This window comes from Gordonia sp. (in: high G+C Gram-positive bacteria), from assembly GCF_012515855.1.
GTDB lineage: Bacteria > Actinomycetota > Actinomycetes > Mycobacteriales > Mycobacteriaceae > Gordonia.
Map to the genome: position 1 here is coordinate 17903 of NZ_JAAYXO010000164.1, position 11807 is coordinate 29709.

Sequence of the window (11807 nt, forward strand, 5' to 3'; positions counted from 1 at the left end):
GGTGAGCATTGTCGGAGTCGGGATCGACATCGTCTCGGTCACCGAGTTCGCCGAGCAGCTCCGCAAGCCCGGCTCGACGTTTGGTGCCCGCTTCACGGTGGGCGAACGTCGAGACGTGGCCGAGCGGACCGGCGACGAAGCGCGTCACCTCGCGGCCCGCTGGGCGGCTCGGGAAGCCGTGATCAAGGCGTGGTCGTCGAGCCGGTTCGGTGCGACGCCGCTGCTGCCGGAGACCGCGGTCAACGACGTCGAAGTCCAGACCGATGCGCACGGTCGTCCGCGGATCCGTCTGCACGGCGATATCGCGCAGGCCTTGGCAGGACAGAAGATCCACGTGTCGCTGACGCACGACGGCGACATGGCCGCCGCGGTCGCGATCCTGGAGGATCTCGACTGATCGATCAGTGAAGAGAGCCGCTCCCTCGACCGTCGGTCGGGGGAGCGGCTCTTTGCGGCTCAGGCGCGGCCGGCCACTTCTTCGAGCATCAGGTAGCCGCCCAGCATTCGTTTCAGTTCATGAACGGTGCGCTCGTGATCGTGCCCGTCCTGCACCGAGAAGCTCAGCAGCGAGAATGCGGTGTGCACCAGGACCTCGGCCATCATGGCCCGGCGCTCGCGCTGATCCGGAGTGAGTGGCGCAAGGATCTGGGCCACCTGGTCGGCCAGGATGCGTTCGTTGATGACTGCGGTCGCGCGGGTGGCCGGGGTGGACTGGACTGCCAGCCACACCGCGCGGCGCGACGGGTCGTCGCGCCACAGTGCCGCGAGGTGGTCGAGAAACTTCTCGAGCAGCTGCGGCCATTCCAACGACGGGATCTCAGAGGCGAACTCGTTGAGTTCGCTGCTGACCGTGCTGGAGTCCTGCCGGTCGAGCTCGCACACCACCACGTACTTGTTCGCGAAGTACTGATAGATGGTGCCGATCGGGAGTTCGGCGCGGGTGGCGATCTGCTCGCAAGTGAGCGACTCGAACCCGACGTCGATCAGGACCTCGCGAGCGCTGTTCAGGATCGACTCGAACGTGCGTCTGCTGCGTTCTTGCGTCGGCCTCTTGCGGGGGACCAGCGGAGCGGGGGAACTCGTATCGGACATCAGCGAATCGATCGATGTCCGATCAGATCGACAGGTCGCGTCGGAGCTTGGCGACGTGGCCGGTCGCGCGGACGTTGTACTGCGCCGCGCCGATGGTGCCGTCCTCGTTCACCAGGAAGGTGGAGCGGATGACGCCGTTGACGACTTTGCCGTACAGCTTCTTCTCGCCGAACGCACCCCATTCGGTGAGGACTTCCTTGTCGGGGTCCGAGAGCAGCGGGAAGGTCAGTTCATCGCGCTCGACGAACTTGGTGAGTTTGGCCGGCTTGTCGGGCGAGATGCCGATGACGTCGATGCCCTGGCCGTTCAACTCGGCGAGATTGTCGCGGAAATCGCAGGCCTGCTTGGTGCAGCCGGGGGTCATGGCGGCGGGGTAGAAGTACACGATCACCTTGCGTCCCGCGTAGTCCGAGAGCGAGACGGGCTCGCCCGCAGCATCGGGAAGGGTGAATGCGGGGGCCTTGTCACCGACTGAAAGTCGTCCATTGGCAGACATACCGCCAGGCTATCGGATTCGGACGACGCTCCTACTCTGTAGGCTCGAACCGTCGTCAAGTGACGGAAATTTGTGCCGTGGCACACCCGCACGGGGTGCAAGCCTGAGATGGAGGATCGCAGTGGCCGACGAAACCAAACGTATCGAGGACGAGATCGCGAAGGCTCGGGAGGAGCTCGCCGGCACTCTCGATCAGCTCGTCGTCCGCGCCAACCCGCAGCGACTGGCGCAGGACGCCAAGGGACAGGTCGTCGGGCTCGTCAGCAAGCCGCCGGTGAAGTACACCCTGATCGGAGTGGGAGCGCTCGCCGTCGTGGTGATTGTTCGCAAGATCTTCAGCTAGTGGTCGTGCTGCCGCTGCGGACTTTCCGTGAGAAAGCCCTCTGACCTGCCGATTTTTCATCTGGCGGATCATGGTGTTAATGTTTTCTCCGCAAGGCCGCAGCGGCGAGCGCCGCGGCAGCTGCAGCGTGATCAAGCGCCATTAGCTCAATTGGCAGAGCAGCTGACTCTTAATCAGCGGGTTCGGGGTTCGAGTCCCTGATGGCGCACTTCGAAAGCCCCCTTCCGGATCATCCGGAAGGGGGCTTTCGCGTTCCGTCCTTCTGGTGGCGAAGTGGTGGTGTGTTCGACCCGCCCTCTGATCCGGACTCTTATTTGTTCCGACGGTTCGCTTGCCGGGCGGAAATGTCGGACCCTTCTCCTATTATCGAACGTGAGTTCGAGTTGATTGGAGGAGGGGTCATGGCAACTCGGGGAGCGGTGTCGGGCGTGGTGTTGGGGTCGGGGGTGGAGGTGACGTCGGAGGCGATTGTGATTCGGATTGTCCGGCCGGGTGCGGGTGCGCAGGGGAGGTCGTTGCGGGAGGCGCGGTTGGCGTTCGCGGCGCGGGCTGATGGTTTTGAGGGTTTGGTTCTGTGGCACCGGTACGAAGCCGTGCATGGTCTGTTGGCGTCGTATGCGGCGGAGTTGGCGGCTGATCCGTCGGTGGATGCGTACACGCGGGTTTACGATCCGCTGTGTCAGACGGCGGCTTCGTACGCGGTCGCGGCGGGCGTGCAGCAGTTCACGGCGGAGCGGTTCGTCGAGTATGCGGTGGCGTGCATGGAGCGGGTTCCGGCGGTGGGTCGGTTGCTGCGCGCCGGACGCATCTCGGCTGCCTGGTTTCGGCGGGTGGTGGAGCAGACCGCGCTGGTCGAGGATGCGGATGTGTTGGCGTTCATTGATGCGGAGATCGCGCATCGGCTGACGACGTTGGGTGGTCTGTCGGCGAAGCGGGTGGAGGCGGCGGTGGCGGCGATTGTGGCTGAGCATGATCGGGATGCGGCGACGTTGACGCGTGAGGAGGTCAAGGCGAGCAAGCGGGTGCAGGTCGCTCCGATCACCGACGGGATGTCGGAGGTGATCATCACCGCCTCGGCCGAGGACGCCACGCTGTGCCTGGATGTGCTGGATGCGGTGATCGCCGGGGTGTGCACGCACGACCCACGAACCAAGGCGGCGCGCCGGTCGGATGCGGCGATGGCCCGCATCAACGGCACGGCGTTCGTGTGCGAGTGCGGCCGCGAGGATTGTGCGGCCGAACTGTCGGAGGCGGCGGTGGCGGCGCGGTGTGCGCGGATCGTGCTGCATGTGGTGGTCCGCAAGGACACCCTGGATGGCGGTGCGGTGACGCCTGCTCATCTGGATGGGTACGGTCCGATTTCGGCTGAGCATGTGCGGGAGCTCGCGGGTCGCGGGGATGCGGTGCGGCGGGAGTTGGATGTGGAGGAGTTGGTGGGCGGGATGGCGCACCGGGCGAGTGTGTATCGGCCGTCGGCGGCGCTGGATGCGGCGGTGCGGGGTTTGTTCGGGACGTGTTCGTGGGTGGGGTGTTCGCGGCCGGCGTGGCGGTGCGAGCTGGATCATGTGACTGAGTTCAATCATGTTGATCCGGCGGCCGGTGGCGCGACCTGTGCGTGCAATCTGACCCCGAAGTGCAAGTTCCATCACGGATTGAAGACCCATGCTGCGGGCTGGCTCGATGATCGGGTGGTCGATGCGAACGGTGTGGTGTGGACGGAGGTCACGACGCCGGAGGGTCTGGTGGTTCGGCAGCAGGCGGCGAATGGGTGGTTGTTGCCGGAGTTGGGGTTGATTCCGTGTTCGCACGGGGCGGCGACACGCCCGGGTTCCGGACACGCCGGTGAGGATCCGAAACGGGCGAGGACACGGCTGGAGGCCAAGCATCTGTATCGGATGCGGCGGCGGGCCGAGAATCGGCGGCTCCGCGAGGCGGCGGAGGTTGCGGCGGTGGTTGCTCGTGATGTCATGGACGGGGAGCCGCCCTTCTGATTTGGGTGTTCGGCTGTGTGACCCGGGCGTCGGGGTGGGCGTTCGGGGGTTTTGTGGTGGGCAGGTCTTGTCGCGGAGGTCGACACGCCCACAATCGAACACGCCGGTCAGAGCCCAGAATTGCCGACTGGCGATGTGCGGCTGGAGATGTGGTGCTCCTGCGAGGGCGACCCAGGGAAGTGTTGGGTCGGGCCCCACGTCGTCGCGGTGTCGGACCGCGAGGTCCTGCCGTGTCAGTTCTGGTGCGAAACGGCGTGTCGTGGTTCTCGGCGTGTCGTGCCGAAATGGTTCACGCGTAGCCCGACACACCCACAGTTCGGACACGCCGCAGTCGTCCGAAATCTCAAGCCCGGCCGGTCGGGATGGGGGTTCGCGGATCTCGGGGTGGAGCAGATCTTGTCGCGGACATCGACACGCCCGAGGATCGGACACGCCGCTGACGACCCAGAACTGGCGAACGGCCGCTCCCGGGAGGAAGTGGCAGGTTGCGGTGCTGCTCGTGAGGGGTGGGACGGGAACGCAAGGTTCGCTCTCTGTCAGTTCTGGTGCGAAACGGCGTGTCGCGGGTTCTCGGCGTGTCGTGCCGAATGGTTTACGCGGTGCGACACGCCCACAATTCGGACACGCCGCAGTCGTCCTGAAACTGAGGACCGGCCAGTCGGGCGTGTCGGCCGTGCCTCGTCACGGCCGGTATACGGCGGCGGTGATGTAGTCGGCCAATTGCGCGTGGCTCAGGTGTCGGGCGGGCGAGAGCAGTTCCGCATAGATGGCGCTCACCATGAACTCGATCGCGGTGGCGGGATCCGGGTGCAGGGCGGTCGTCAACGGTGAGTCTGCGATGCGCGCGAGGGTTCGTTCGGTGACGATGTCGACAAGGGTGGGTCGTGGTTCGGTGCGGATGAGCCAGGGCAGCAACTCCGCGGCGTCGGTGCGAAGGGCGGTCTGCAACGCCTCGTTGCGCGAGTTGTAGTCCAGCACCTCGCGCACGAGCATCGTGATCGTCTGCTGGGGCTGATCGGCGAAGCGTAGGCGGTTGGCCACCATGCGCTCGAGTTCGTCCAGTTCGGCCACGACCACCACCGCGATGAGTTCGTCACGCGAAGGAAACCGGCGGTACAGCGTGGCCCGGCTGATCCCGGCCTCCTCTGCAACTGCGGTGAACGTCAACGCGCTGAGGCCGACTCGCCCGATGACCGTGCGCGCGGCAATGAGGATGTCGTCGTTGTCGGGCATGAAGTTCAGTCTATCGACCAATTATGATTCAACTATTGATTCGAATGTATCGAAAGTGAGACATTGCTAGGCATGAATGTCTCACCTGATCATCGAGTAATGGGCCGCGTTGGGTCTGACCTGGGCACTTCGCCGTGGGATTCACAACACGGGGAGTTCGACTACGTCGTGCGCGACGTGCAGGGGCGGATCCCGGAAGCGCTGCGTGGCGTTCTGTATCGGATTGGGCCTGGCCGATTCGAAGTCGGCGGCCATCCAATCGGGCACATCTTCGACGGCGACGGCATGGTCTCGCGATTCGAGATCGCTCCGAGCGCGGTGCGGTTCCGCAACCGGTACGTTCGCACCCGAACGTTCGAGCGGTCGTCGCGCGACGGGAAGCCGTCGCGAGGTTTCGGCACGCAGCGACTCGGCGGTGCGCTGGCGAACGCCCTGCGCTTTCCCGAGAACATGGCCAACACCAATGTGCTGACCCACGGAGAATCGCTGTATGCCCTCTGGGAGGGCGGCAGGCCGCACCGGATGGATGCCGAGACGCTGGCGACGTACGGCGCGGAGTCGTTCGGCGGCGCACTCAAGCGCCTCGGCGCCTTCTCGGCGCACCCGAAGGTCGACCCGACAACCGGCGACGTCTTCAACTTCGGACTGGACTTCTTTCCGCGGCCGATGATCCGCTGCTACCGGTTGAGTCCGGGCGGGCAGCTGTCCGGACTCGCAACGATTCCGATTCCGAAGCTCGGATTCGTCCACGACTTCGCGCTGACCGAGCGCTTCCTGGCGTTTGTTCTCGGACCGCTGGTGGTCAAACGGCCGATCCCCGTGGCGCTGGGCCTCCGTCCCTTCGACGATGCTCTCTCGTACCAACCGGATCTCGGCACCACAATCGTGCTGGTTCCTCGGGACGGCAGCGCTGCGATCCGGATCGAGGACGGGCCGCTGTTCCATTTCCATGTCACCAATGCGTACGACCTCGGGTCGGAGACCGTCGTCGAACTGGTCGCCCACGATCCGGGGGACGGCGGCTGGGCGAAGTGGAACTCACATCTGCGCGACTACCGCGGCGAGCCGGGGCCTGCGTTCGGCGGCACTCTGACGAGGCTGGTCGTCAATCGCGATACCCGTCGTTGCTCGAGCGAACCGCTCAGCGACCTCGGCGGCGAGTTTCCGCAGCTCGACCACCGCCGAACCACCACGCCCCATCGCTTCACCTACCTGGCGCAGGCTTCGCGGCCGGGCGGCAATCCGGACTTGATCACGACTATCGACCACACTCTCGGCACGCACCGCAGCTTCCTCACCGACGGCGACGACACGATCTGTGAACCGCTGTTCGTCGCAGACCCCGGGACCTCCGAGGAGGGCGCGGGCTGGTTGCTGACGGTGCGGCATCGGCCGACCGCGCAGGTCTCAGCGCTGCTCATTCTGCGTGCCGATCGGCCCGACGATGGCCCACTCGCGACGGCGACCCTGGATCATCACATACCGATGACCTTCCATGGAGCCTTCGCGCCGTCCACCTGAGCTCGGCGCGCAACGCCGCGTCGCGTCAGTGTCGTCGATGCCCGCCGGAGAGTGCGGTCAGCAGGTCGGCGACCAGCGGGTTCGGCTCGGCGTCCACGCGCAACGCGGCGGAGACGGTGAGGGTGAACGCCGGATTGTGGCGTGAGATGATGCCCGGCTGTTTCATGTCCTCGTAGACGATGGTCCAGGAATCGGGGTGATTCACCAGCTCGAACGAGACTGGATGGTCCTCGCGGATCTCCGGGCCGAGGGTCGCGGTGACTCCCGCCTTCGCGAAGGCGCGCTCCACCAGATTGTGCAGCAGTCGCTGCTTCTCGATCGACGGCAGGATCAGCGGATACTCAGCGAGTTCGGCGGGTTTCGGAGGTCGCCCCAGCTTGGCGAGCGGATGCTTCGGGCTGAAGGCCACGACAGGCTGCTCGATCCACAGCGGGTCGAGGAAGAGTCCGTCGAACTCCAGACGGCCGCGGATCAGTGCGAGGTCGGCCTCGCCGGTCGCGACCGCTTCGATGCGCTGGGCGAAGGGCTTGATCAGGAAGTCGATCTCCGCGTCCGGATGGCGATCGCGGATCGTGGAGACTGCCGCAAGCGCCGAACTCGCGAACGACATGTTGGCCGCGATGCGAATGCGGTTCGGCTGCGGACGGACGGCGGCAGCAGCCTCGTCGCGCAGGCGGAGCAGCTCGCGGGCACGGGGGAGCAGGAGTTCGCCGGCCTGGGTGAGCTCCACGCGGCGGGTCGAACGGTCGAACAGCGTGGTGTCCAGTTCTCGCTCCAGCGTCGCGATCTGATGGCTGATGGCCGACTGTGAGACGAAGCATCGCTGGGCGGCTTTGGAGAATCCGCCGGTCTCTTCGACGGCGACGAGGTACTCAAGCTGGCGAAACTCCACCGCATCACCATATATGAGTAGAACTGATTAATCGCATCTGTAAACCGGTGGTCAAGCCGATTGATCATGAAACAGAGCTTTGGCACCGTGGCTGATGACAGTAGTTCGGCAGTCCATCAGTTGGGAGATGTGAAGAAATGCGCAGCACCGATGTTGTCGTGATCGGCTCGGGATTCGGCGGCCTGGCCGCGGCCAAGCAGCTCGCGAAGTCCGACGTCGAGACGGTGCTCATCTCCGCGACGCCCGAACATCTCTTTCAGCCGCTGCTCTACCAGGTGGCCACCGGCGTCCTGAACTCCGAGGAGATCGCGCCGCCCATCGCCGAGGTGCTGGCCGACAAGAAGACCGTCGACGTCGTTCACGGGCGAGTCACCGCGGTCGACGCGGCGAACAAGGTGCTGACGTATGAGACTGCGGATGGCGCGGAGCAGATCGGGTACGAGTACGTGATCGTGGCCGCGGGCGCCAGCCAAGGATACTTCGGTCATGACGAGTGGGCGGACCGCACGTTCTCGCTCAAAACGCTCGACGACGCCGTGCGCCTGCGCGAGCACCTGTACGACTGCTTCAACGCCCCGGTGGGCGACGAAGCCGCCCACACTTTCGTGGTGGTCGGCGGCGGCGCGACCGGCGTCGAGGTCGCCGGGCAGATCCGTGAACTGGGTGCTCGCTACTTCACCGACGCGCCGGCGAAGGTCTACCTGGTGGAGGGTGCGGGCGACGTCCTGCCCGTGTACGGGGGTCGGCTCTCGGCCTTCGCGCGCAAGACCCTGGAAGGTGCAGGCGTCGACATTCTCACCGGCACCTTCGTGACCGATATCGAAGGGGGGAGCGTCACGATTCGCGATCAGGACGGCCAAGAGCAGGTGCTGGAGGCCAAGACCGTCGTGTGGTCCGCCGGCGTCAAGGCGACGCCGCTCGCGGCGGTCATCGCCGAGGCGACCGGGTGCGACACCGATCGGGCCGGACGCCTCCTGATCAACCCCGATCTCACCGTCGGCGGTCGTGCGGACATCTTCGCGATCGGCGACATGACGAGCCTGAACAACTACCCGGGACAGAGCCCGGTGGCGATGCAGCAGGGGCGTCACGCGGCGGACATGGTCCGGGGCGCGACTCCGCGCGGAACGCGATTCTCCTACCTCGACAAGGGGAGCATGGCCGTCGTCAACCGTCACAACGCGGTGGTCGACGCGCCGATGGGGATCAAGCTGACCGGCATCCTCGGCTGGTTCACCTGGCTCGGTGTCCACCTCCTGTACCTTGTCGGTTTCCGCAATCGGGTCGGTGCCGTGCTGTCGTGGTTCCGGTCGTTCGCTGGAAAGGCACGTCCGGGCTTCGCTCAGATCGAGGTGGCGGGCCAGTCCGTTCCAGTGCCTTCGGCTGTCCTCCGCACGGATGAACGCGACGACCTTGCCGCGTAGCCGCGACGACACGATCTGGCAGCCGGGTGAGCGACTGAACCTCAAGTTCAGATTCACGTTCGCAGCCCTGTGATGTGCGGTCTCAGCTGCGATTTCGGTGTAATCGTCGATTGCCTGAATGATGTGTGGCGCTCCACACGCGCCGATGTGGAGGCGGTCGTGGTGGTTCCGTACACTGGAGAACCGGTACCGGGTCCGCTTTCTGTGGACCGTGATGAATGACTTCTTGGGAGCACAATGCGTTTTCGTCGGATGCGCGATCGTGGGCACGGCCGTAAGGCCACCACGGTCATTGTCTTTCTCGCTGCCATCGCGTTGGTCTCGTCGTGCAGCAGCTACGAGGAGACCGTTCACGCGAATGGTGAGTTCGGGGACATGGTCAAGCCTGCCATCACGATCACCGATGAGGCGGGCGATCAGCTGACGAAGGGCGAGGTCGGTGTGCAGCCGGGTCGCCCGATCGTCGTGACGGCCACCGAGGGTGCGATCAGCAAGGTCACCATTCCCAAGTCTGACGGTTCGCCGATCAAGGGCACCCTCAGCGACGACGGCACGAAGTGGACCAGCGCCGAGCCGCTCGGCTATGGCAAGCGGTACTCGATCACCGCTGACGCGATCGGTGTCGGTGGCAAGACCACGAGCACCAGTGCCTTCCGGACGCGTGCTCCCAACAACGTGACCATGGCGTACATCAGCCCGCCCGACGGTGAGACCGTCGGCGTCGGCCAGCCGGTCGGCGTTCGCTTCGACGAGTCGATCCCGGACCGCAAGGCGGCTCAGGACGCCATCAAGATCACCACCACTCCCGCCGTCGAGGGCGCGTTCTACTGGCTCAGCGACCGCGAAGTGCGGTGGCGTCCGGAGAACTTCTGGAAGACCGGCACCAAGGTGAACGTCAAGGTCAACATCTTCGGAATGGACCTCGGTGACGGCCTGTTCGGCGAGGAGAACTCGTCGTCGTCGTTCACCGTTGGACGTCATATGGAACTGTTCGCCGACGACAACACCAAGCAGGTGACGGTGGTCCGCAACGGTAAGACCATCAAGACCATGCCGACCTCGATGGGTAAGGATTCGACGCCCACCGACAACGGCATCTACCTGGTCGGCGATCGCCTCGACAACATGATCATGGATTCGTCCACCTACGGTGTGCCGGTCGGCTCGGCCGACGGGTACCGCACGCCGGTCGACTACGCGACGCAGATGTCCTACAGCGGCATCTACTTCCACTCGGCGCCCTGGTCGATGTGGGCGCAGGGCAGCTCGAACCAGAGTCACGGCTGCTTGAATCTCAGTCCGGACAATGCGCTCTGGATTCTGCAGAACACGCTGCGCGGCGACCCGGTGACGGTCAAGAACACCGTGGGGCCGACCCTGCCGGGTACCGACGGCCTCGGTGACTGGAACATCCCGTGGTCGACGTGGAAGAAGGGCAACGCCTAGCACTCCGCCGCGGCTGACGCCGCAGACCTGATCGATGGGCCCGGAACCTCATGGTTCCGGGCCCATCGTCGTCGGGGCTCGTGGACGGCCGATCGTGACGATGCCATTGAGCGATGTTACGATCGCTGAGGCCCGCACTCCCGATACGTGTGTATAGTCTCGGGGTGCTGGGCGAATCCATCGTCAACAGACGCAAACGAGATAGGTAGCTGAATTCATGGCACGACGTCCTTCGTGGGAGACCGAAGACCTCACTGCGCTGCGCGATATGGCGCGCGCCTTCTGTGAGAAGGAGATCGCGCCGAATTCGGAGCGTTACATCGAGCAGCATCACGTCGACCGTGAGCTCTGGACCAAGGCCGGCGAGGTCGGCCTGCTGTGCATGTCGATCCCGGAGGAGTACGGCGGCGGTGGCGGAACCTTCGCCCACGAGGCCGTCCTGATCGAGGAACAGGCCCGCGTGGTGGACTCGGCCTGGGGGCAGAGCCTGCACAACGGCATCGTCGCGCACTACATCCTGGCGTACGGCTCGGAAGAGCAGAAGAAGCACTGGCTGCCCAAGATGGCCTCGGGCGAAGTGGTCGGCGCGATCGCGATGACCGAACCAGGCACCGGCTCCGACCTGCAGAGCGTCAAGACCAAGGCGGTCAAGGACGGCGACGACTACGTCATCGACGGTTCCAAGACCTTCATCACCAACGGCGGTCAGGCCGACCTGGTGATCGTCGTCGCGAAGACGGACACCTCAGAGGGCTCCAAGGGCATGTCCCTGATCCTCGTGGAGACCGAGCGCGAAGGCTTCAGCCGTGGCCGAATCCTCGACAAGGTGGGCATGCGCGGTCAGGACACCGCCGAACTGAACTTCACCGGCGTCCGTGTTCCGCAGTCGAACCTGCTGGGTACTGAAGAGGGCCAGGGCTTCGTGCAGCTGATGATGCAGCTTCCGCAGGAGCGCCTGATCATCGCCGTCGCGTCGGTGGCAGGCATGGAGGTCGCGCTCGAAAAGACCCTCGCGTACACCAAGGAGCGCACCGCGTTCGGTCGCCCGGTCTTCGGATTCCAGAACACCAAGTTCAAGCTCGCCGAGGTGGCGACCGAAGCGCACGTGGCCCGCGTCTTCCTCGACGACTGCATGGAGCAGCACCTGCGCGGGGAACTCGACATTCCGACGGTCGCCATGGCGAAGTGGTGGACCACCGACCGCGCGATGCAGGTGGCCGACACCTGCCTGCAGCTGTTCGGCGGGTACGGCTACATGAACGAGTACCCGATCGCCCGCATGTGGGCCGACAACCGAGTCCAGATGATCTACGGCGGCACCAACGAGATCATGAAGGAGATCATCTCCCGCTCGCTGTGAGGTGATCGA

Annotated in this window: 11 protein-coding genes and 1 tRNA gene; 8 read left to right on the forward strand and 4 right to left on the reverse strand. The window is 65.0% G+C overall.

Annotated elements, in window-relative coordinates:
• Position 1: 1 nt before the first annotated feature.
• The gene (locus tag GX543_RS12070; protein ID WP_290852152.1) at positions 2-397 is read left to right on the forward strand and encodes a holo-ACP synthase; all 396 of its coding nucleotides are present in this window, start codon (positions 2-4) and stop codon (positions 395-397) included.
• Between the two features lie 59 nt (positions 398-456).
• Here the strand turns inward: GX543_RS12070 and GX543_RS12075 are convergent, their stop codons facing one another.
• Together GX543_RS12075 and bcp are read right to left on the reverse strand one after the other, a co-directional pair.
• Positions 457-1092 carry a TetR family transcriptional regulator gene (locus GX543_RS12075; protein WP_290852153.1) on the reverse strand — a complete coding sequence of 212 codons (636 nt, stop codon included), beginning with the start codon at positions 1090-1092 and terminating at the stop codon, positions 457-459.
• Between the two features lie 22 nt (positions 1093-1114).
• The gene (bcp, locus tag GX543_RS12080) at positions 1115-1588 is read right to left on the reverse strand and encodes a thioredoxin-dependent thiol peroxidase (RefSeq protein WP_290852154.1); all 474 of its coding nucleotides are present in this window, start codon (positions 1586-1588) and stop codon (positions 1115-1117) included.
• A gap of 121 nt (positions 1589-1709) precedes the next feature.
• On the opposite strand from bcp, the gene GX543_RS12085 reads away from it, so the two are divergent.
• From GX543_RS12085 to GX543_RS12095, 3 genes are all read left to right on the forward strand, one after another.
• The gene (locus GX543_RS12085; protein ID WP_290852155.1) at positions 1710-1931 is read left to right on the forward strand and encodes a DUF3618 domain-containing protein; all 222 of its coding nucleotides are present in this window, start codon (positions 1710-1712) and stop codon (positions 1929-1931) included.
• Between the two features lie 135 nt (positions 1932-2066).
• Positions 2067-2139, forward strand: a tRNA-Lys gene (locus tag GX543_RS12090).
• A gap of 193 nt (positions 2140-2332) precedes the next feature.
• Entirely contained in the window at positions 2333-3922 is a 1590-nt protein-coding gene (locus GX543_RS12095; protein ID WP_290852156.1) for a DUF222 domain-containing protein, read from the forward strand.
• A gap of 681 nt (positions 3923-4603) precedes the next feature.
• Here the strand turns inward: GX543_RS12095 and GX543_RS12100 are convergent.
• Positions 4604-5155 (reverse strand): TetR/AcrR family transcriptional regulator, encoded by a 552-nt coding sequence (locus tag GX543_RS12100; protein WP_290852157.1) that lies wholly within the window; start codon positions 5153-5155, stop codon positions 4604-4606.
• A 99-nt stretch (positions 5156-5254) separates the two neighbouring features.
• On the opposite strand from GX543_RS12100, the gene GX543_RS12105 reads away from it, so the two are divergent.
• The gene (locus GX543_RS12105; protein ID WP_290852158.1) at positions 5255-6676 is read left to right on the forward strand and encodes a carotenoid oxygenase family protein; all 1422 of its coding nucleotides are present in this window, start codon (positions 5255-5257) and stop codon (positions 6674-6676) included.
• Between the two features lie 25 nt (positions 6677-6701).
• On the opposite strand, the gene GX543_RS12110 is transcribed toward GX543_RS12105, so the two are convergent.
• Positions 6702-7568, reverse strand: a complete 867-nt coding sequence (locus tag GX543_RS12110; RefSeq protein WP_290852159.1) for a LysR family transcriptional regulator — start codon at positions 7566-7568, stop codon at positions 6702-6704.
• Positions 7569-7705: 137 nt separating this feature from the next.
• Between GX543_RS12110 and GX543_RS12115 the strand changes: the two genes are divergently transcribed.
• The 3 genes from GX543_RS12115 (at position 7706) to GX543_RS12125 (ending at position 11798) form a co-directional block, all read left to right on the forward strand.
• On the forward strand, positions 7706-8992 hold the full coding sequence (locus GX543_RS12115; RefSeq protein WP_290852160.1) for an NAD(P)/FAD-dependent oxidoreductase: 1287 nt from the start codon (positions 7706-7708) through the stop codon (positions 8990-8992).
• Between the two features lie 252 nt (positions 8993-9244).
• Positions 9245-10438: an Ig-like domain-containing protein gene (locus GX543_RS12120; protein WP_290852161.1), complete on the forward strand. Its 1194-nt coding sequence runs from the start codon at positions 9245-9247 to the stop codon at positions 10436-10438.
• A 217-nt stretch (positions 10439-10655) separates the two neighbouring features.
• Entirely contained in the window at positions 10656-11798 is a 1143-nt protein-coding gene (locus tag GX543_RS12125) for an acyl-CoA dehydrogenase family protein (protein WP_290852162.1), read from the forward strand.
• Positions 11799-11807: the final 9 nt, after the last annotated feature.

What these genes read in the sequence shown, in the direction of transcription:
- GX543_RS12100 (WP_290852157.1), bottom strand. Translation starts at nt 5,155, where the DNA reads ATGCCCGACAACGACGACATCCTCATTGCCGCGCGCACGGTCATCGGG.
- GX543_RS12125 (WP_290852162.1), top strand. Translation starts at nt 10,656, where the DNA reads ATGGCACGACGTCCTTCGTGGGAGACCGAAGACCTCACTGCGCTGCGC.
- GX543_RS12105 (WP_290852158.1), top strand. Translation starts at nt 5,255, where the DNA reads ATGGGCCGCGTTGGGTCTGACCTGGGCACTTCGCCGTGGGATTCACAA.
- bcp (WP_290852154.1), bottom strand. Translation starts at nt 1,588, where the DNA reads ATGTCTGCCAATGGACGACTTTCAGTCGGTGACAAGGCCCCCGCATTC.
- GX543_RS12095 (WP_290852156.1), top strand. Translation starts at nt 2,333, where the DNA reads ATGGCAACTCGGGGAGCGGTGTCGGGCGTGGTGTTGGGGTCGGGGGTG.
- GX543_RS12120 (WP_290852161.1), top strand. Translation starts at nt 9,245, where the DNA reads ATGCGCGATCGTGGGCACGGCCGTAAGGCCACCACGGTCATTGTCTTT.
- GX543_RS12075 (WP_290852153.1), bottom strand. Translation starts at nt 1,092, where the DNA reads ATGTCCGATACGAGTTCCCCCGCTCCGCTGGTCCCCCGCAAGAGGCCG.
- GX543_RS12115 (WP_290852160.1), top strand. Translation starts at nt 7,706, where the DNA reads ATGCGCAGCACCGATGTTGTCGTGATCGGCTCGGGATTCGGCGGCCTG.